Here is a 19,284-nt window from a genome sequence, read left to right on the forward strand (position 1 = left end):
CCGGTCAGCAATCGCTGGCCGGGCTTTTTGCTTTACCTGAATTTGTCTTTCCGCTGAAAAGAGTCAAACTAAAAGTATCTTAGCCATCCTTCGAATCTTGCGAAGGCATCACGTATTGGCTTCCCGGTGGATGCTGTCTGGCGAAAGGACTTCTCATGGGCGAACTGGAGTTTTTCTGGAAGGCGCCGGTACAGGCCGAACGGCTGAAGGAGCTGCTCAGCTCCGATCCGGAGACAAAGGACCTGCCCTTGCGGCGAGATGTCCGCTCCCTGGGGAAGCTTCTCGGGGTGGTCATCAAGGAGCAGGCGGGACAGAAGGTGTTCGACGATGAAGAACGGCTGCGGCGTCTGGCGATAAAGCATCGCGAACTGGAAGACGCCCAGGGGGAGGACGGGCTTGAGAACCCCGCTGAGAGGGAGCTGCTGAAGGAGATGGCGCAAATCGTCGGGCAGATGAGCGATCTCGAAAGCCACCAGATCGTCAAGGCCTTCGCCACCTTTTTCGAACTCACCAATCTGGCCGAAACCAACCATCGAAAGCGGCGCAGCCGCGCCCATCGGGTCGGCGGCATCCCCGACAAGCCGGGTTCCCTGCATGCCACCCTGGAGCGCATGCGGGGGGCGGGCATCGATGCCGAAAAGGCCCTGGAGCGGCTGGGGCTGGTGGAGGTGGTTCCCGTGTTTACCGCGCATCCTACCGAGGTTGCCCGGCGAGTCGTTCTGTTCAAGCGCCGCCGCATTGCCGGCGAACTGGAGAAGCTCGATCGGCTCCCGCTGTCTGATTCCGAAGCGTCCGAAAGTCAGGAGGCGGTCCTGGCTGAAATCAGTGCTCTATGGCAGTCCGACGAAGTCCGCCGCCGCAAGCCGACGGTGCAGGACGAAATCGCCATGGGGCTCGATCACTACACGGTCTCCCTGCTCCCACCCATTGCCGACTTCTACGAGAACCTGGCGGCGGATTTTCGGGACGTTTACGGAATAGATATCGATGCCGCCGATCTGCCGACGGTGGTGCGCTTCGGCTCCTGGATTGGAGGCGACCGTGACGGGAACCCCTTCGTGACGGCCGAAAGCACCAGGGATGCCCTGGAGAAAGCCCGTGAGCTGATCCTTTCCGACTACCTGGATGAGGTGGAAGCCTTGAGCCGGCTCCTGACGCCCTCCACCTGCCAGGCGGGAGAGACCGACGAATTGCGTGCGGCTCTGGCGGACTGTTCCGCCGCATTCCCCGAAGCGGCGCAGGAGGCGGATGCCCTGCCCGAGTGCGAGCTGTACCGGCGTTATCTGACTATCATGCGTCACCGACTGCGCCGCGCCCTGATGGAGCCGCATCACCCGGACGCCTATCCCGATGCCGAAACCTTCGGAGACGACCTGAAGCTGCTGAGCCGGAATCTGCGCAAACAAAGGGGAGAACGCCTCGCCCGCCGCCTTGTCGACCCTCTGAGGCGCAAGGTGGATACCTTCGGTTTTCATCTCCATGCGCTCGATATCCGGCAGCATGCGCAGGTCCACGCCCGGGCGGTGGCCGAGTTGGCCGCCGGCGCCGGACATCTGGTCGACCCTGCAGGCCCTCTCCCTGCACCCCCCTCGGGCCAGACCGCTGAATTGCTTGACACCCTCCGGGCTGTGTCGCGGTTGAAGACGGAATACCCGTCTCAGGCGATCCGCAGCTACGTGATCAGCGGCGCCACCTCTGTACAGGATATCCTCTCCCTTGTCTGGCTGATGGAGCTTTGCGGTATTTCCGCTGCCGGACACAGGGAAAAAGGGGATCCGGGCCTGATGCCGGTGCCGCTGTTCGAGTCGATCGAGGATCTGCGCAACGCTCCGGAAATCTGCCGCACCCTTTGGGCCAGCTCCGAATATGCTCCCTATCTGGACTCCTGGGGGCACTGGCAGGAGGTGATGCTCGGCTATTCCGATTCCAACAAGGACGGCGGCATGCTGACCAGCACATGGGAGATCTACAAGGCCCACCGCGCCCTCCACCGGGTGGCGGAGGAATGCGGCGTCTCCCTGCGCCTGTTTCACGGGCGCGGCGGAACGGTCGGGCGTGGCGGAGGCCCGACCCATCGGGCGATCGTCGCTCAGCCAGCCGGGGCTTTTTCCGGCGCTTTCAAGCTTACCGAGCAGGGCGAAGTGATCAATTTCAAGTACTCGGATCCGGCCTTGGCCCGACGCAACCTCGAACTGATGGTTTCCGCTTCTCTGGAGGCTTTGACTCGCACAGGCCTCGTCGAAGCGACCGCCCAGGCGGAGTGGGAGGAGGCCATGGAGGAGATGTCTTCCGCAGCCTATGCCTGCTATCGGGAGAAGATTGCCGACAATCCTTCAATCCTTCCGTTTTTCGAACAGGCCACGCCGGTGCGTGAGTTCGAACTGGCCAAGATCGGCTCGCGCCCGGCGCGCCGCAAGGAGAGCAAAGGTCTGGAGGACCTGCGGGCCATCCCCTGGGGATTCGGTTGGATACAGAGCCGACTGCTCGTGCCGGCCTGGTTCGGGGTCGGAACGGCCTTCGAAAAATTCGCTTCCGGCAGCGAGGAGAAGAGGAGACTGCTGCAGATCATGATGCGACGTTTTCCGATGTTTTTCGACATGGTGCGGAACGTCGAGATGGCCCTGGCGAAAGTCGATCTGCCCCTGGCCCGCCAGTATGCTTCTCTGGTCGGCGACGCCGGTCTGCGCGATCGGGTCTTCACCCTCCTGGTGGACGAACTTCAGCGTACCCGGCGCATGGTTCTCGAAATCACCGGCCAGAAGCGCCTGCTCGAAAACAATCCCGATCTGGCCCATTCCCTCCGTCTCCGCAACCCCTACGTGGATCCCATGAGCATGATCCAGATCGAGCTGCTGAGACGCAAGTCGAGCGGCCGGGAAACCGATGAGCTCGACTATGTCCTGGCCGCTTCCATCAACGGCATAGCGGCCGGTCTGCGCAACACCGGCTGATTTCGAGAGCCTCATGAAGCGAGGTTTCAGACAATAAAAAAGCGCGTCAGGTAAGCAGGAGGGACCTGCAAAGGCGGGCACCGTAACGCGCAAAGTTGGCGAATTGTTTTTCGGGGGAATCATGCTTTGTTCATAATCAATTGCTTTGCTCAAAAGAAATATCAGCCCGCTTCAATCTGTCAAGGCGGGGGGAAATTTTATTCGGCAATAAAAGCTTTCCTGATTGAAAGGAGACCACAATGGTCCTCACCTACCAACCGGTTATTGCCCTGATCGCCGGGATTCTCATTTTGATTTTTCCTCGGCTCCTGAATTATATCGTGGCCATTTACCTGATCCTGGTCGGCATCTTCGGTCTGATCGGATGACCGGACACCGGATACCTCACCGGGTCATCGCAAACATGAATTCTCCTCGGGAATCCGGTGCAGGCGATCTATCCCCTTAGCGATGACCTTTTTCAGGCTGACGGTTTCAAGAGGAAAGGAAGAGAAGTCCCGCTGCACGCTGTCCGTGGTCAAAAACCGGCGGACGGGCAGTTCGGCCAGGCTCTTCTCCGCCTCGCCGACCAGCAGGGCATGACCGACAGCTACAGTGATCTCCGCCAGGCACCCTTCTTCGAGAAGTGCCCGGACCGCCGACACCACGGTCCCTCCGGTGCTGATCATGTCGTCGACGATGATCGGCCTGCGCCCCTTCACCGATCCGATGACCCGTCGAACGCTGACATCCTCGCCGCTGTGGCGGATCTTATGAATGTAAGCGACCGGCAGTCCCAGCCGATCGCCGTACTCTTGGGCCAGTTTGACCGCACCCAGATCGGGAGCCACCAGGATGGCCTCCTCATCGAGACCGCTGCGCAGGGCTTCCGCCAGCAGCGGGACGACCGAAAGGTGTTCAACAGGAATGGCGAAGAAGCCTTCGATCGCCGGATTGTGCAGGTCGACGACGACGATCCGGTTGAACCTCAGGCTCAGCAGGTCGGCTACCAGCCGTGCCCCGACCGGTTCCATCTTCCCGGTCCGGCGATCCTGGCGGGCATAGCCGAAATAGGGGATGACGGCAGTCAGGTGCCCGGCCCCGGCCCGTCGGCAGGCATCCGCAAGAAGAAGAAGTTCCAGAAGGTGTTCGGCCACCGGCGGGCTGGTCGGCTGGATCAGGTAGACGTCGGCGTTTTCCAGCGGCTCCTCAAGTTCGACATGGATTTCGCCGTCCGGAAAATCCTCGATGCTGCAGGCGCCGCAGCGTATTCCAAGCTCTCCAGCGATTCCCTGTGCGAGGGCGGGATTGGCCCGACCGGTGAAAATGACTTTTTTCATCTACCTTTTCGCCTATCTTACTTATATGCAGGCTGAAGAAAATCAGTCGCCCAAACCACGCACGGCGCCGTGGGACTCCCTTTAATGGTTCATGTACCCACTCTATCGGGGAGAAGAGATTTTGCAATTCAACATGACACATTCATCGGGCTGGACAGACCGATTATCTGCGATACGTTAGGGGGGTAATCCCCATACCGTGAGGAGGAATGATAATGGCCGATCCGCGAGAGATCATCCGGTCGGGAGATGGATTGCTGGTGGTTGACGTCCAGAATGACTTTTGCCCTGGCGGCGCTCTGCCCATAGAAGATGGCGACAAGGTCATCCCGGTTCTGAACTACTGGCTCGCCGTCGCTCGCGACCGTAAGATTCCGATCTACGTTTCCCGCGACTGGCATCCGGCCGGGCACATCAGTTTCGAAAAAGAGGGGGGTAAATGGCCCCCCCATTGCCTGCAGGACACTCTGGGGGCGGAGTTTCATCCCAAACTCACCCTGGTCGGCGATGAGGTGATCATCACCAAGGGGGTGCGCTTCGATCAGGACCAGAATTCCGTCTTCGATCAGACCGGACTGGCGCATCGGCTCCGGCACGACGGGGTCGGAAGGCTGCTCGTCGGCGGGCTGGCCCAGGACGTCTGTGTCCTTGCCTCCGTCCTCGACGCCCGAAAGGAGGGGTTTGATGTATCCGTAATCAGTGGGGCCACCCGTCCGGTGAGTATCGAGGCGGGAGCGGAGGCGATGACGCAGATGAAAGAGGCCGGAGCGGAAATCCTGAACGAATGAGCCTGAATATCCTGTTTCCACGAAGAGCACGAATAAACACGAAGAAGCCAAGCGTTACTTCGTGAAGCTTCGTGTCCTGCGTGGATAGATACTTTTAAGTGCATCATCTGCAGGCGACAAACCGGATCGTGCTGCGGGTTTCGCGCAGGGTCTCTTCCAGGGAGCGAAGGACATAGTCTATGTCCTCGGCGATGTTGCCTGTTCCCAACGAGAAGCGTACCGCGCAGTGAGCCTGCTCGGCAGTCAGCCCCATGGCCAGCAGGGCAGGGGAGGGTTCGGGGTTTCCCGACTTGCACGCCGAACCTGACGAGAAAAAGACGCCGCGCCGGTCGAGGAACAGAACGAGAGACTCGCCCCGTATTTCCGGCAGGGTCATGTTCAGCGTATTCGGCAGACGCCCTTCGCCCGGCCCGTTGCGCCGGGCTCCCGGCAGAAGCTTGCGGATGCCGGCCTCCAGCCGGTCGCGCAGCTTCGAAACCCGCAGCATTTCGTCTTCGTTCAGCCGCCGCTGGGCCAGTTCGCAGGCTTTGCCGAATCCGACGATTCCGGCGACATTTTCCGTGCCGGAGCGCAGACCCCGCTCCTGACCGCCGCCGGTGATGAGGGGTTTCAGCTCCATGTCGCGCCTGACGTAAAGAGCGCCCACCCCCTTGGGACCGTGGATCTTGTGCGCCGACAAAGAGAGGAGGTCCACGCCGAGTTCTTCCACGTCGACGGGAATCTTCCCCAGGGCCTGCACCGCATCGGTGTGAAAGGTGACGCCCCTGCTCCGGGCGATGGCGGCGAGTTCGGCCACCGGCTGGATCGCGCCCGTTTCGTTGTTGGCCAGCATGATGCTCACCAGTGCCGTATCGGGCCGCAGAGCTTCGGCCAAAGACTCTGGTCGGACAATGCCGTCGCCGTCGACGGGCAGAACAGTGACCTCATAGCCATCCTGCTCCAGGGAGAGGCAGGTCCGGAGGATTGCCGGATGCTCGATCGCCGAGGTGATCAGGTGACGGCCTTCGCGGTATGGGAGAAGCCCGCGGATGGCGAGGTTGTCCGCCTCGGATCCGCTGCCGGTGAAGACGATGCGCCGGGCGGTGCAGTTGAGCATCTGCGCCACCCTGCGACGGGCCCCTTCCACAGGAGTGCGGCTGCGGTTGCCGAGGGTGTGAATGCTGGAAGGATTGCCCCAGTCCTCCCGGAGGAAGGGGAGCATGGCTTCCAGAACCTCGGCATCGAGAGGGGTGGTGGCGTTATGGTCGAGATACACCCGTCTGCTCGGCCGCCCCTCGGCGGCAAGCTCTCTTTCCTGCTGGGTGTCGGATTCCGCTTCGTGGTCTATCGTGGCTGCTAATCCGCTTCCTTCCGCCCGGCTGACCTGGCAGAGGAGGGTCTTGTAGACGGGAAAACCTGAGATGGGATCGTAATTCTCCAGGTCGGTCAGCGCATTGACATTGGCTTCCCGCCACGCCTCTGGACCGAGGGGGCCGCCTCCTCCCATGGCCGCGTCGACGGCACCGCTAACGATATAGTCACTGAGCCTGGCCCTCAGGCGGACGCGGCCGCGCGGCGTCTCGACCCACACCGGATCGCCATCGAGGATTCCCCGCGGTGCGGCGTCGTCCGGATGCATGATCACGTCGGGTTCCGGGTGTTTTTCGGAGAGTCCCCGGACGCCGTGATGCTGGCTGCGGAAGTCATAGGGGGTGCGGGTGCCTGAGTTGAAGACGAGGGGATAGCGCCTGGCCAGATCCGGCTGCGAGAGGGGGCCTTCTTTTGGTTCGGTATAGACCGGCAGGGGATCGTAGCCGTGCTCGGCGAGGATCGACGAGGCGATTTCAAATTTCCCGGAAGGGGTGTCGAACCCGGCTTTGCCGTCGGAGCGCAGCAGTCCCTTCTCCCATTTCTTGTACTGCATCATTGCCGTCGGCACCCGGACCGAGCCGCCGGCGCGGCGCACTTCGGCGGTCGTGAAGCCGGTTCCTTCAAGGGCCGTTTCGAGAATTTCCTCCTCGCTCTGGGGGAAGAGGTGTCCGTAGCCGAGACGACGGGCGAGTTCGGCGAGGATGAGAAAGTCGTTGCGCGCCTCCCCGATCGGCTCGACGAGTCTTTCTCGGATCTTGAACAGGGGGCCATAGCGCATGAAGGAAGTCGTTTCATACTGAGTGGTGGCGGGCAGGACCAGGTCGGCATAGGCTGAATCGGCGGTATGGTAGCGGTTGATGCAGACGGAGAAGTCGAGGGCCTCGAAAGTCCTTCGCCAAAGATCGGGATTCGGCCACGAAGTGATGATCGAGCCCCCGAGGTTGATCAGCGCCCGGATTCTGTAAGGCTCCCCTTCGAGAACCGAATCGGGGAGGGCGATGGCATGGGATTCGCCGCGATAATGGCTGTAGACGGGAAAGCGGTCCCGGCCGAGGGCCTTGCGCATGTCCGGGTTGGCGATCAGGCGCCGGCGGTTCTGTGGGAAGGTGTTTTCCTTCATCCGGAAAAGGAGGCCGCCGGGGACATCGAGCTGACCGGCCAGGGCCCAGAGGGTGAAAACGGCGCGAATCGCCTGCACTCCGCTGTCCGAATATTCGAGTCCGGTGTACATGATCGGGCAGGCGCCCCGGGCCGAGGCGATCCTGCGGGCCGTTCGGCGCACCGTCTCGGCGGGTACGCCGGTGATCCCTTCGACGATCTCCGGGCGGTAATGCTGAACCAGATTCTTCAGTTCGGCAAAGCCGACGGTCCAGTGATCGACGAAATCGTCATCGTAAAGCTCCTCTTCGAGGAGGACCTGGATCATCCCAAGGGCGAGGGCGCCGTCGGAGCCGGGTCGAACGCCGATCCATTCGGCCTTCGCTTCTCGAGCCGTGCCATTTCTTCGGGGGTCGATGGCAATAACCTCGGCGCCCCGCCGCCGGGCTCTCAGGATCTGCTCGTGCGCCAGAGGGGGAGAGTCGGTTGCCGGGTTGGCGCCCCAGATCACGATCAGTTCGGCCTGCTCGATATCGGTATCCATGGTGACGTACAGCTCTCCCATGGTGACGTGCGGAGCGATCATGGCGAAAGAGACGTAGCAGAGGGCGCCAACTCCGAGGGTGTTCGGCGATCCGAAGGGGAAGAGGACGCTGGAGGCGGAGGAGACGGCGACGCCCGCCGGCTGGAAGAGGTCGCACATGGCCATATCGAAGCTGCCGCGGCCGGTGTAGATGGCCGCCGCTTCCGGGCCGGACTCTTTCTTGATCGACAGCAGTTTATCCGTAAGGAGGTCGTAGGCCTCATCCCAGGAGATGCGTTCGAACTCCCAGGTCCCCTTGGGCCCGCGGCGGCGCAGGGGAAATTTCAACCGGTCGGGATCATGGACGATCTGCGGCGATGCCAGGCCGATCCGGCACATGACGCCGAGAGGATGGTCCGGCAACGGCTCCACCGCTTCCAGCCTCCCGTCGCGAAGGCGGGCGCGCACCCAGCATCCCGCCGGACAGATGCCGCAGAGACCATCGCGTTCCTCCACCGTGGCCTGCTTCATCACGAACTGCCTTTCAATGCTTCGCCGCTTCTTTTGGGAAGGGTTTTTTCCAGTAGCAGCAAGGCAAACCACTTCTGTTCGTCGGTGAAGACACGCCGGGCCCGGAAGCCGAGCATTCCCAAACTTGGCAGAAGGGTCTCGATGCTGAATTTACGGCTGATTTCGGTCAGGATCTCTTCTCCGGCCTCAATTTTGAAAGAACGCTGCAGGATGGGAAGGTCGATGGTCTGGGACCTCTTGAACCGGGCATGGATTTCGATCTGCTCGAGCTCGCTGTTGAAGCGGGCCACATGCTCAACCCCTGAGATGTCGATATCGCTTTCCAGTTCCCGATTCATGCGCACGAAGAGGTTGCGGGTAAATTCATCGCTGATTCCGGCGGCGTCGTTATAGGCCGCTTCCAGAAGTTCCGGATCTTTCAGGAGGTCAACGCCCAGGAGGAAATGGTCCCCTGGATCCAGATGATCAGCTACCCGGTTGAAAAATTCCATGGATTCCTTCCGGCTCATGTTGCCGATGGTGCTGCCCAGGAAGATGACCATGATGGGAGAGGCGACGTCGAAGACCGGGAAGGCTTCCTGGTACGTTCCATGGATGCCGATGACCTGAACGCCGGGATGGCGTCGATTGATGTTGCGGATTGCTCCTCGCAGGGCGCTTTCGCTGACGTCGATGGGAACGTAACAGAGCGCCGGATTCTGTTTCATGTAAGCCGATAGCAGATAGTCCGTCTTCACCGAATATCCGGAACCGAATTCAACCAGGGTCGAAGGCCCGGTCATCCTGCTGATCTCGGTGGAGTGACGGGCCAGAATGGATGCTTCGGTGCGGGTGAGATAGTATTCGGGCTGCACAGTGATCTGCTCATACAGCCTGCTTCCGCGTTCATCATAGAGAAATCGGCAGTCGAGTCGGCGTGGCTGACGGTCGAGGCCGGCGGCGACTGAAGAGGCGAAATCCAGGACGGGGTCAGATCGGTTCGAGCCTGCTTTCAGGAGCACGCTGCGGGTCCTTCTTTCCAGGGCGCTCAGAAATCCCCGGGGCAGTTCGTTCTCCCGGTTTATCAGGTCGGAGAGCAAGAGTAGACTCCTTTCTCGGGGGAGTTGGAAATTCGTCATTCTTCTGAATAGGATTGAATATGAATCAGTTTAAGGTCTGACCGCCCCATGTCAAGCCGGTTCAAGGGACATGGGGAAGGTGGAAATTCAGTCTCATCAGGGGCTTGTTTTTTTATCAGGGCGAATTGGAATGTTAAGATAGGAACGACTGGAGAATCAGGAGATTCCGGAAGGCCCAAAGGAGGAAAGAGATGAAACAGAAAAAGATTACCTTCACCAATGCGGAGGGTACGGAGCTTGTCGGTCTTCTTGATCTGCCGGAGGACGAAAAGCCGGTCGCCTATGCTCTCTTTGCACACTGTTTCACCTGTACCAAGAATCTAGCCGCAGCCGCAAATATCTGCAGAGCGCTTTCCCGAAGGCGTATTGCCGTCCTGCGGTTTGATTTCACCGGAATCGGGGAAAGCGAAGGGGAGTTCGCGGACACGACTTTTTCAACCAATATCAGCGATCTCATCGAAGCCTCGCGCTTTCTGGAGAAGGAGTACGGGGCGCCTCGCATTCTTATCGGTCATTCCCTTGGCGGTACGGCGGCTCTGATGGCGGCTGACCGGATTTCTTCGGTATCGGCCATAGCCACCATTGCAGCTCCCTGTCATCCACGGCATATAGGGAGACTGCTGAAGGACTCCCGGGAAGAGATCGAGCGCTCCGGCAAGGCCACCGTCAGGCTTGCCGGACGGGATTTCACCATTCGCAGGGAGTTCCTGGAGGATCTGGAAAAACAGGACCCCGTGGAGAGAATTGCCCGTCTCGGAGCGGCGCTTATGGTCATGCACTCGCCTCGAGATCGAATCGTTGGAATCGACAACGCCGCCGACATCTACAGAGCGGCCAGGCACCCGAAGAATTTCATCTCCCTCGACCCGGCGGACCACCTTCTTTCGCGCCCGGCGGATTCACGTTATGCCGGCCACATGATCGCCTCCTGGGCCGAACGCTATCTCGAGGCCGCCGAAGAAACCGAAGCCTTGCCGGAGATGATCGACAACCGGGTGACCTCGCGCACCGGCAGGGAGGGATTCCGCACCGACCTTTTCGCCAACGGCTTTGCCCTGGTTTCCGACGAACCGGAATCCTATGGGGGCAGCGGGCAGGGACCTTCACCCTACGACCTGCTGCAGGCCGCCCTCGGCGCCTGCACAGGGATGACCGTGCAGATGTACGCCCGCCGTAAAGAATGGCCTCTTGAGGAGGCGGTGGTCCGTCTTCGCCATGAAAAAATTCATGCCGATGATTGCGTTCACTGCGAGGAGAAGGGGCGCAGGATAGACCGATTCGAGCGGGAGCTCGAACTGAAGGGACCCCTGAAAGAGGAGCAGCGCCGGCGCCTGCTCGAGATTGCCGAGAAATGTCCGGTTCACCGCACCCTGAACTCCGAGGTGCTGATCGAGACCCGGCTGCGGAGGGAGGAAGAAGACTAAAAAAACAGAAAGGAAAAAGATATTCTTTATCCGCAGATTACGCAGATGTCCGCAGATGAAATCAGGATTGACGCTGAGCTTTACAAGGTCCTTAGCGCTAATCTGCGTTCATCTGCGGAAAAATATGTTTTTTAGAAAATGGCGGCGATCCGTTCGAAGGATTTCTTCAGGCGCGTGGAAACGGTCATCAGCATCCCTTTAAGAAGGCGAACTCCGGACTCGGGGTGTTCGATGAGGAAACGATCGAAATCCTGCCGATTGAGGATCAGCAGTTCGACTTCATCACAGGCAACGGCGGTCACCACCCGGGGTGAACTGTCGAGGAGGCAAAGTTCGCCGGCAATCGAGCCTCGGCCATAGATGCCGACGATCATCTGCCGTCCGGCGAATTCGGTGTTCTTCTTGATTTCAAGATTGCCTGAAATGATGAACACCATAAAGCCGCATTCCCCTCCTTCCAGCCACAAGGTCTCTTCCGGTTTCAGTTTCCTGCAGTCGAGATAACGGGCCAGAAGTGAAATATCCTCTTGACGAAGGAAACGGAAGTAGTGGAGGTCCGCCTTCATCCGGGCACAGATCTGTTCGGACGATAAAGTCATTCTCACGGGTCTTCTCCCGCAGTATCCGAGCCGCTTCTCAGCTCGGTCAGTTTTTCCTCCATTCGCTGCAGAAGGCGATCGATTCCCTCCTTCCGCACGATCTCATCGTAGGTGCTGCGGTAGTTGCGAACGAGGCTTACGTTTTCAATCACCACATCGTAGACTTTCCATTCTCCATCTTTGCGGATCATGCGATAGATGATGGGGATCTCGGTGCTTTGAGTCACCAGCATGGTCTCCACCAAAGCCCGGTCATCTTCGATCCTCTCCTCGCCGTAATCCACCCGTTCATTGGTATATTGCTCGATCTTGCTCACATAAGTCGATTTAAGAAGCTCGGAAAACAGGTCGATGAAGCGCCGCTTCTGGGTTTCCGTCGCCCTGCGCCAGTTGACGCCGAGCACCGATTGGGACATGATCCGGAAATCGAATCGCGGCCGTATGATCGAAGTCAGGTTCTCCCGCCGGGCGGCAGCGGTGAGAGTTTCGTCCTTGAGAGTTGCAATAACCTGATCGACCGTGGCCTTTACCTCAGTCCGGGGCGATGCTGCCGGAGAAGACGAGGGAAAGAGGAAAAGAATGGCAATTAAGGCCGGTGTTATGAGTCTGGAAAGGATCATGGTCATTTCTTTATAGCGGCCTCACGCCTCTGGGCGTAGGCATCGCGGATGAAGAGGTAGGGGTCGAGAGCATCCCGCTTGATTCCCTCGTAGGTGTCCTTGTCAAGGGAAAGGGCATTTTCCTTCTCGACCGCAGTGACGGCGATGCGCTCTTCCGTATCGAACGCATAGGTAAGAGGAGAGAGGAAATAATCGCCGACGCGCCCTATGGCGTCCCGGGCGTTGGAAGGTCCGAAGACGGGCAGAACGAGGTATAATCCGGACCCGACTCCGTACCGCCCCAGCGTCTGGCCGAAATCCTCGTCCCGTCTTACGATACCTCCTTCTTTTTTGGCGATATCGAACAATCCGGCGACGCCGAAGGTGCTGTTGAATATAAACCGCGCCAATTCGTCGCTGGCATCGTCAAATTGCAGCTGCAGCACATTGTTGAGGAAGCGAAGCGGAGCGGAAAGGTTGTCGAAGAAATTGTCGGCTGAAACGCGGACCCTTTCGGGCACAACCCGCAAGCCTTTGGCCACCGGTTTGAACAGGTAAAAATAAAGCTTGTCATTAAACCAGAAGACGGCGCGATTGATCGGCTCGATCGGATCATGAACGGTCAGCGGAGGCTCTTCGTCGAAGAATGCGAGATCGTCCTCGAAAAATTCTTCATCCGCCGTCGATTCGCCGCCGATGACGGGAGGCTCTTCGGCGACCGAATTGAAGTGCGGATACAGCAAAAGGAGCAGCAGAAAAGCAATGATCGCTCTCATTCAGGTTCCTTTTATTCTTGATGGTTTCCCAAAAAATCCTTTTTCCTCACAGAGGACATAGAGAACGCAGAGGTAAGTTGTTAATTTCAAATTACTTTCACCGTGACCTCGAATTTATTCATTCTTTCTCGAAAATGTACTTCCCAAGCAGCTCTTCCAGGTTGATGGCGGATTCCGTCTCCTGGATTTTTCCCCCTGCGCTGAGAAAATCGGGAGCGCCTCCGGGCGAGATGCTGACGTAGCGGTCGCCAATGATGCCCGCGGTGCGGATGGAGGCGATACTGTCCTCGCTGATTTTCACTCCTTCTCTGATGGACATGAATACCTCGGCCTCGTAATACTCCTGATTCAGGTTGATGTCCGAGACTTCTCCCACGGGGACCCCCGCTATTTCGACGACGGCCCCTTCCCTGAGTCCGGAAATGGAGCCGAAGTTCGCCGAGACCTGATATGTTCCGGGACCCAAGAAGGAAACATCCCCCAACCTGACCGAAATCCAGGCGAAACAGAGAAACCCCAGTACCAGAAAGATACCGACGCCGGTTTCGAGGTTGAATCTTCTCATAGGGTATATTCCTCCCGTTCACTCTTGTAGATCGGCCCCATGGTTTCCTCGACGTAATCGCGTATGATCGGATTATCCGAGATCTGGAAGGCTTCCGGCGTAAGACAATCCTGAATCACCCCCTCGGCCAGCATCGCCACATAATCGGCCAGCTTGAGGATCTTCGGCACGTCATGGCTGACGATGACCGCCGTGTAATTGAGTCTGGTCTGGGTTTCGTAAAAGAGGCGGTAGATCTCGTTCGCCTTGTTGACGTCGAGACCGGTGGTCGGTTCGTCGAAAAATATAACCTTCGGATTGAGCACCAGGGCCCGGGCCAGGCCGGCACGCTTGCGCATTCCTCCGCTGAGCTGGGCCGGATACTTGTCTTCGGCTCCCTCGAGATCCATAAGCGCCAGCTTTTCCATCACCTTGGTGCGGATCTCTTCTTCCGCCATGGAGCTGCGCTCGCGCAACGGCAAAGCGACGTTGTCGTAGACGGTCAGGGAGTCGAAGAGTGCTGCATTCTGAAAGAGAACCCCGAAATTCATACGGATTTTCTTCAATTCCTTCCTGGTGATTTTCGCCAGATCCCGGCCGAAGACCAGAACCTGACCCTGGTCCGGGCGGATAAGTCCCAGCATATGTTTGAGAATCAAGCTCTTGCCCGTGCCGCTGGCCCCGACGATGACCGTTGTTCTGCCCTCCCGCACCTCGAGGTTGATGCGCCGCAGGACCTGTTGGCGGCCGAACGATTTTTCCACCTCGATCAACTGGATGGCTATCTGCTCATCCTTCTGACTCATAGTATCCGAACCTCGCAACGATTCATGTTCAAAACATCGTGTTAGGAGGCTGTCGGACTATCCATGAGCCGGCTGCAAATTCGGCTGCTTGGCCCATATTTCAACTCCTTTTCGGCCCATAGCTATGGCTATGAGCTCTCATACATCGTTTATCAGAGCATGATGGCGCTGATCAGGTAATCCCAATCCACCGGATTTTTCCAGGTGCAGGTAATAGCCCTTTGCTGCGGGGATCCAGACGATCAGAAGGGCGAAGACGAAGGACTTGACGAGTCCCATTTCGATATCCGCCCATTCCACGCTTCGATACATCCCCTGGAAATAGGTTCCCTCGTTGATGCCGAGCAGCACGACTCCGACAAGGTACCCTCCAAGGATGCCCATTAAGTCGAAAATAAACGTCAGAAGGGGGACTGAAATGATCCCCGCCACGTATTTTGGCGCCAGCAGAAATTTGTAGGGATCGATGGCCATGCACTCCAGGGCGTCGATCTGCTCCGAGTTGCGCATGATACCCACTTCGGCGCAGATGGCCGACCCGGCTCGGCCGATAACCATGAGTGCTGCAATGACGGGTCCGAGTTCACGGACCAGACTCAAAGCTACGGCTGAACCGAGAAGTCCTTCGGAGCTGAACTTGCGAAGGGTATAGTATCCTTGCAGTCCAAGAACCATTCCGGTGAAAGCACCGGTGAAAAGAATAACGAAGACCGAACGAGAGCCGATAAAGTGGATCTGTCGGATTACCGCGTCTATCTTATACGGCGGCCGGACCACGCTCCACAGGCAGACCAGCAGGAAAATCCCCATGCGGCCGATTCGCTCGAGGGTTTCGAGGCAGTAGTCGCCAATGATTTCAAACATTCTCAGCATTTTGAAAGCATATCCTAGCGGACGCATCCTCACTCCAATGTCGGCATTAACCACACCCTGGAGGGAAAAGTCCGCTCAGCCGAGGAGAAAATCAGATAGGCACCCGTGTCTCTCCAGCTTCAGTCGGGCACCTTTTTTGTGATGAAAGAGGAGACGATGGAAATGAGAATTGACGATGTTTTGGAAAGAGCATTACTTGAAAACCGTATCAGCAGGCAGGAATGGGAATCGATAATCGATATTGCAACCATTGAATATGAAACCATCCTTTCGGTGGAGAAAGACAGCCTGATGCGGCTCGTGACATTGCTGGAAGGCGGCGTGGTGCAGGTGGAAGGCGTTCCTCAGGCGGAGATTCTGCGGCGGCTGTCGGTTTTCGTCTGACACGGAATTTCTTCGCCGGCGGCTTTATGAAGGCAGAGACCGCATCTCGGATTCCGATTTCATCCGATCTGTTTCCCAGCCGCTGTTTTCTCTATTTTGTCCTTGACACCCTGATATCGGATTTGGTATCAATACCGAGCTTTTTCGGCACCCTGTCGTGTCGTAACGGCCCCGTCGCCAAGTGGTAAGGCAGAGGTCTGCAAAACCTCCATCACCAGTTCGAATCTGGTCGGGGCCTCCATTCACCTGCAAGCCAGCCTCCCGGGGCTGGCTTTTTTCATTTCATTCGATCGACATGCATCTATTCGCTCCCGACATCCTCATCATGTTCGTTTTCCTTGGCTCTCTGGCCGGTTTTCTGGCAGGTCTGCTGGGGATCGGGGGCGGAATCATCCTGGTCCCGCTTTTTCTCTGGAGCTTCAGCCTTGCCGGATTCGCACCGGATCTCATCGTTCACGCCGCGTTCGGTACCAGTCTGGCCATAATCATTCCAACGGCATTCAGCAGTACCCTGGGTCATCGAAAGAGGGGGAATGTGGACTGGCGTCAGGTCCGATACCTCGTCATGGGGGGGGTGATCGGGGCGATAACAGGTGCGACGCTTGCGGCGGAACTCTCCGGAGTCCGGCTCAAGGGTCTCTTTGGTCTGATGCAGATCATGGTGGCCCTGGAACTCCTTTTCTTTCACCCTCACCTTCCTCCGGAGGAAACCGGTCGCCTGGCTCGCACTCCGCTGCTGCTGGTCGGTTTGGCCGGCGGCGCCTTCTCCGCTTTTTTCGGCGTCGGGGGTGGAGTAATCGCCGTACCGCTCATGGTGATTCTGCTTCGACTGCCCATTCATCTGGCGGTCGGCAATTCAAGCGCGCTGATTGTCATTTCCTCTTTTTTCGGAGCCCTGTCCTATGTCATACACGGTTGGGAGATCCCTCTCCTGCCTCCTTTTTCTTTTGGGTACGTCAATGCCCTCGTGGCCCTGATTGTCGCTCCTTTCACCATGCTGTCGGCCCGCCTGGGGGTCAGGGTTGCCTGCCGGGTTCCCCATGATAAACTGGTCAGGATGTTTGCGGTTATTCTTCTGCTGGTGGGCTTCAGAATGATCATCAAGACCTTCTTTCCCTGATCTCTGTCTCACCACTCTCTCTTCGGTTCAGGAGGCCCTATGCAACGATTGCCTGCGGTGGCCGGCCAGTTCTATCCGGATAATCCGGGATCGCTGCGTGAAACAGTGACGGACCTTCTTGGATCGCCACGGGAGAGACGGTCCGCAATCGGCCTGATCGTCCCTCACGCCGGATATGTCTATTCAGGAGCCATTACCGGTCAGACCCTCGCCCGGGTGCTCATTCCCCGGCGCGTCGTCATTATTGGTCCAAACCACCATGGCTACGGCCATCCCGCCGCCGTGTACGCCTCCGGGACGTGGGTATCGCCACTGGGAACCACGGCCATTGATTGTGAACTGGCAAAATCGATCCTGAACGCCTGTCCCACTCTGGCCTCCGATGAGTCGGCCCACCGCTTTGAACACTCCCTGGAAGTTCTGCTCCCCTTCATTCAGGTTCTGGCGCCTGAGACGGCCATTGTCCCGATCTGCCTCGGCCGTCTGCCCCTGGAAGATCTGCTGGCCCTGGGTGACTCCCTGGGGAAGGTCCTGGCTGCCTCCGGTGAAGAGATCCTGCTCGTGGCAAGCTCGGACATGACCCATTACGAGTCTGGGGATATCGCCAGGGAGAAGGATATGCTGGCCCTGCAGAGAGTTCTCGAACTCGATCCTGCCGGGCTCTACAGAACCGTTGCCGCGCGGAAGATCACCATGTGCGGGGTCATCCCGGTCACTGTGATGCTGGCGGCGGCCCGGCAGCTTGGCGCCCGCAGCGCCACCCTTGTGCAATATGGCAACTCCGGAGATGTGACGGGTGATCAGTCGCAGGTGGTGGGGTATGCCGGGGTGATTCTCGACGTCTGATCGAGGGGGCATCCGGAGGAGTCTGCAAAAAGTCCTTGTCAAGGTCGGGTCATTCCAGTATAAAAACGGGGCCGCGAAGGCGGCCCTTTTTTTTCATGACAAGGAGCATGCTCATGTCCGCACTGCGCGTTCGATTCGCCCCCAGTCCAACGGGTTACCTGCACATCGGCGGCGCCCGCACGGCGCTCTTCAATTACCTTCTTGCCCGCAAGGAAGAGGGGACCTTTATCCTGCGCATCGAGGATACCGATGTCGCCCGCTCCACCCAGGAGTCGACGGACGCCATTCTGCAAGCTATGGAATGGCTGGGACTCTCTTATGATGAAGGCCCTTATTATCAGTCGCAGCGTTTCGATCTTTACCGGGAAAAGGTGGAGCAGCTTCTGGCCGAAGGGAAGGCGTATCGCTGCTACTGCTCCCCTGAGGAGCTGGAAGCCAGACGGGAAGCGGCCCTGAAGAGCGGGCAGAAGCCTAAATACGACGGCACCTGCCGGGACTGCACCGACCTCCCCGCCGGCCGTCCGTTTGTGGTGCGCTTCCGCACGCCCCGCGAGGGTTCGACGTCATTCAACGACCGGGTCAAGGGGCCGATCACCTTTCAGAACGACGAACTCGACGACGTGATCATCCAGCGCTCGGATGGCACCCCGACTTATAATTTCGTCGTGGTGGTCGATGATGCCGATATGGGACTCACCCTCATTCTTCGCGGCGATGACCATATCAACAACACGCCCCGGCAGATCCTCATGTACCAGGCGCTCGGCTACCCGGTTCCCGAATTCGCGCACGTGCCGATGATTCTCGGCTCCGATAAGGCGCGCCTGTCTAAACGTCATGGCGCTACGTCGGTGATGGCGTACAAGGAGATGGGTTATCTCCCCGAGGCCATGGTCAATTACCTGGTTCGTCTCGGTTGGTCCTACGGCGACGAGGAAATCTTTTCCATGGAAGAGCTGATCGAAAAGTTCAGCCTCGACAACGTCGGTAGATCGGCCGGTGTCTTCAATCCGGAAAAACTCCTCTGGCTTAACGCCCACTATATCAAGAACGGCGACCCCAGGCGCCTTGGCGAGTTGCTGCGCGAGCATCTGGCAGCAAAAGGAATCGACACTGCAGGCGGCCCGGACCTGTCCGCCGTTGTCAGAACGCTCCAGGAACGCTCCCACACCATGGTGGAAATGGCCGAGGGCGCCACCTTCTATTTCCGGAAGGACATCGACTTCGATCAGGAAGCCGTCGAGAAATTTCTGACGGCGGATAAAGAGCCGGTTTTCAAAACCATTATCGGTCACCTGGAGGCCTGTGACGAGTGGACCCATGAAGGTATCGCCGCCGCCTTTTCCAGGGTGACTGAGGAGACAGGCCTCAAACTCGGCAAGTTCGGCCCTTCAGTCCGGGTCGCGCTTGTGGGCGGAACGACCAGTCCGAGCATTTACGAGGTCGTCGAGGTCCTGGGAAAGGACGAAAGTCTGCGTCGGCTTAAGGCCGTCCTTGAAATGCTTCGCTGAGAGTAAATTTTTTCTTGACTCGATCCGTGTTCTCTGTTAAAAACTCGATCTCTCCTTGGGGTGTCGCCAAGCGGTAAGGCACTGGACTCTGACTCCAGCATTCCTAGGTTCGAATCCTAGCACC

At 58.5% G+C, this 19,284-nt stretch carries 17 protein-coding genes and 1 tRNA gene; 9 read left to right on the top strand and 9 right to left on the bottom strand.

The window, feature by feature from the left end; all coding sequences use genetic code 11:
- Positions 1 to 155: 155 nt before the first annotated feature.
- On the top strand, positions 156 to 2,951 hold the full coding sequence (locus DTF_RS0109945; RefSeq protein WP_027715201.1) for a phosphoenolpyruvate carboxylase: 2,796 nt from the start codon (positions 156 to 158) through the stop codon (positions 2,949 to 2,951).
- A 239-nt stretch (positions 2,952 to 3,190) separates the two neighbouring features.
- On the top strand, positions 3,191 to 3,319 hold the full coding sequence (locus DTF_RS26100; RefSeq protein ID WP_081702903.1) for a DUF3096 domain-containing protein: 129 nt from the start codon (positions 3,191 to 3,193) through the stop codon (positions 3,317 to 3,319).
- 24 nt (positions 3,320 to 3,343) lie between these two features.
- Here DTF_RS26100 and DTF_RS0109955 read toward each other — a convergent pair whose 3' ends face one another.
- Positions 3,344 to 4,270 carry a ribose-phosphate pyrophosphokinase gene (locus tag DTF_RS0109955; protein ID WP_027715202.1) on the bottom strand — a complete coding sequence of 309 codons (927 nt, stop codon included), beginning with the start codon at positions 4,268 to 4,270 and terminating at the stop codon, positions 3,344 to 3,346.
- 212 nt (positions 4,271 to 4,482) lie between these two features.
- Between DTF_RS0109955 and DTF_RS0109960 the strand changes: the two genes are divergently transcribed.
- Positions 4,483 to 5,058 (top strand): isochorismatase family protein, encoded by a 576-nt coding sequence (locus DTF_RS0109960; protein ID WP_155890783.1) that lies wholly within the window; start codon positions 4,483 to 4,485, stop codon positions 5,056 to 5,058.
- 103 nt (positions 5,059 to 5,161) lie between these two features.
- On the opposite strand, the gene DTF_RS0109965 is transcribed toward DTF_RS0109960, so the two are convergent.
- Positions 5,162 to 8,560 (bottom strand): IscS subfamily cysteine desulfurase, encoded by a 3,399-nt coding sequence (locus DTF_RS0109965; protein WP_027715204.1) that lies wholly within the window; start codon positions 8,558 to 8,560, stop codon positions 5,162 to 5,164.
- Positions 8,560 to 9,639 (bottom strand): L-histidine N(alpha)-methyltransferase, encoded by a 1,080-nt coding sequence (egtD, locus tag DTF_RS22965; protein WP_051361206.1) that lies wholly within the window; start codon positions 9,637 to 9,639, stop codon positions 8,560 to 8,562. The genes DTF_RS0109965 and egtD overlap by 1 nt, the downstream gene beginning before the upstream one ends.
- A 230-nt stretch (positions 9,640 to 9,869) precedes the next feature.
- Between egtD and DTF_RS0109975 the strand changes: the two genes are divergently transcribed.
- Positions 9,870 to 11,102: a bifunctional alpha/beta hydrolase/OsmC family protein gene (locus tag DTF_RS0109975; protein WP_027715205.1), complete on the top strand. Its 1,233-nt coding sequence runs from the start codon at positions 9,870 to 9,872 to the stop codon at positions 11,100 to 11,102.
- Between the two features lie 131 nt (positions 11,103 to 11,233).
- On the opposite strand, the gene DTF_RS0109985 is transcribed toward DTF_RS0109975, so the two are convergent.
- From DTF_RS0109985 to DTF_RS22975, 6 genes are all read right to left on the bottom strand, one after another.
- Complete coding sequence (locus DTF_RS0109985) at positions 11,234 to 11,701, bottom strand: cyclic nucleotide-binding domain-containing protein (RefSeq protein ID WP_027715206.1); 468 nt, start codon at positions 11,699 to 11,701, stop codon at positions 11,234 to 11,236.
- 2 nt (positions 11,702 to 11,703) lie between these two features.
- Entirely contained in the window at positions 11,704 to 12,321 is a 618-nt protein-coding gene (locus tag DTF_RS0109990) for a phospholipid-binding protein MlaC (protein WP_027715207.1), read from the bottom strand.
- 2 nt (positions 12,322 to 12,323) lie between these two features.
- On the bottom strand, positions 12,324 to 13,076 hold the full coding sequence (locus DTF_RS22970; protein ID WP_027715208.1) for a VacJ family lipoprotein: 753 nt from the start codon (positions 13,074 to 13,076) through the stop codon (positions 12,324 to 12,326).
- A gap of 118 nt (positions 13,077 to 13,194) precedes the next feature.
- Positions 13,195 to 13,641: an outer membrane lipid asymmetry maintenance protein MlaD gene (gene mlaD / locus DTF_RS0110000; protein WP_027715209.1), complete on the bottom strand. Its 447-nt coding sequence runs from the start codon at positions 13,639 to 13,641 to the stop codon at positions 13,195 to 13,197.
- Entirely contained in the window at positions 13,638 to 14,426 is a 789-nt protein-coding gene (locus DTF_RS0110005) for an ABC transporter ATP-binding protein (protein WP_027715210.1), read from the bottom strand. Before DTF_RS0110005 ends, mlaD begins: the two co-directional genes overlap by 4 nt.
- 138 nt (positions 14,427 to 14,564) lie before the next feature.
- Positions 14,565 to 15,299: an ABC transporter permease gene (locus DTF_RS22975; protein ID WP_051361213.1), complete on the bottom strand. Its 735-nt coding sequence runs from the start codon at positions 15,297 to 15,299 to the stop codon at positions 14,565 to 14,567.
- A 162-nt stretch (positions 15,300 to 15,461) separates the two neighbouring features.
- On the opposite strand from DTF_RS22975, the gene DTF_RS0110015 reads away from it, so the two are divergent.
- From DTF_RS0110015 to gltX, 5 genes are all read left to right on the top strand, one after another.
- Positions 15,462 to 15,683, top strand: a complete 222-nt coding sequence (locus DTF_RS0110015) for a hypothetical protein (RefSeq protein ID WP_155890779.1) — start codon at positions 15,462 to 15,464, stop codon at positions 15,681 to 15,683.
- Positions 15,684 to 15,850: 167 nt separating this feature from the next.
- Positions 15,851 to 15,924: transfer RNA gene (locus tag DTF_RS0110020), tRNA-Cys, on the top strand.
- 54 nt (positions 15,925 to 15,978) lie between these two features.
- The gene (locus tag DTF_RS0110025; protein WP_035056661.1) at positions 15,979 to 16,803 is read left to right on the top strand and encodes a sulfite exporter TauE/SafE family protein; all 825 of its coding nucleotides are present in this window, start codon (positions 15,979 to 15,981) and stop codon (positions 16,801 to 16,803) included.
- A 39-nt stretch (positions 16,804 to 16,842) separates the two neighbouring features.
- Positions 16,843 to 17,649, top strand: coding sequence for an AmmeMemoRadiSam system protein B (gene amrB / locus DTF_RS0110030; protein ID WP_027715213.1), 807 nt, complete (start codon positions 16,843 to 16,845; stop codon positions 17,647 to 17,649).
- Between the two features lie 113 nt (positions 17,650 to 17,762).
- Positions 17,763 to 19,160 carry a glutamate--tRNA ligase gene (gltX, locus tag DTF_RS0110035; protein ID WP_027715214.1) on the top strand — a complete coding sequence of 466 codons (1,398 nt, stop codon included), beginning with the start codon at positions 17,763 to 17,765 and terminating at the stop codon, positions 19,158 to 19,160.
- The last annotated feature ends 124 nt before the right edge of the window (positions 19,161 to 19,284 follow it).

It is taken from the genome of Desulfuromonas sp. TF (genome assembly GCF_000472285.1).
GTDB lineage: Bacteria > Desulfobacterota > Desulfuromonadia > Desulfuromonadales > ATBO01 > ATBO01.

Excerpts from the sequence above, each read along its gene's own strand:
- DTF_RS0110015 (WP_155890779.1), top strand. The coding sequence starts at position 15,462 with ATGAGAATTGACGATGTTTTGGAAAGAGCATTACTTGAAAACCGTATC.
- DTF_RS0109945 (WP_027715201.1), top strand. The coding sequence starts at position 156 with ATGGGCGAACTGGAGTTTTTCTGGAAGGCGCCGGTACAGGCCGAACGG.
- DTF_RS22970 (WP_027715208.1), bottom strand. The coding sequence starts at position 13,076 with ATGAGAGCGATCATTGCTTTTCTGCTGCTCCTTTTGCTGTATCCGCAC.
- amrB (WP_027715213.1), top strand. The coding sequence starts at position 16,843 with ATGCAACGATTGCCTGCGGTGGCCGGCCAGTTCTATCCGGATAATCCG.
- mlaD (WP_027715209.1), bottom strand. The coding sequence starts at position 13,641 with ATGAGAAGATTCAACCTCGAAACCGGCGTCGGTATCTTTCTGGTACTG.
- DTF_RS0109985 (WP_027715206.1), bottom strand. The coding sequence starts at position 11,701 with ATGACTTTATCGTCCGAACAGATCTGTGCCCGGATGAAGGCGGACCTC.
- DTF_RS0109955 (WP_027715202.1), bottom strand. The coding sequence starts at position 4,270 with ATGAAAAAAGTCATTTTCACCGGTCGGGCCAATCCCGCCCTCGCACAG.
- DTF_RS26100 (WP_081702903.1), top strand. The coding sequence starts at position 3,191 with ATGGTCCTCACCTACCAACCGGTTATTGCCCTGATCGCCGGGATTCTC.
- DTF_RS0109975 (WP_027715205.1), top strand. The coding sequence starts at position 9,870 with ATGAAACAGAAAAAGATTACCTTCACCAATGCGGAGGGTACGGAGCTT.
- gltX (WP_027715214.1), top strand. The coding sequence starts at position 17,763 with ATGTCCGCACTGCGCGTTCGATTCGCCCCCAGTCCAACGGGTTACCTG.
- DTF_RS0109990 (WP_027715207.1), bottom strand. The coding sequence starts at position 12,321 with ATGATCCTTTCCAGACTCATAACACCGGCCTTAATTGCCATTCTTTTC.
- DTF_RS22975 (WP_051361213.1), bottom strand. The coding sequence starts at position 15,299 with ATGCTGAGAATGTTTGAAATCATTGGCGACTACTGCCTCGAAACCCTC.
- DTF_RS0110025 (WP_035056661.1), top strand. The coding sequence starts at position 15,979 with ATGCATCTATTCGCTCCCGACATCCTCATCATGTTCGTTTTCCTTGGC.
- DTF_RS0110005 (WP_027715210.1), bottom strand. The coding sequence starts at position 14,426 with ATGAGTCAGAAGGATGAGCAGATAGCCATCCAGTTGATCGAGGTGGAA.
- DTF_RS0109965 (WP_027715204.1), bottom strand. The coding sequence starts at position 8,560 with ATGAAGCAGGCCACGGTGGAGGAACGCGATGGTCTCTGCGGCATCTGT.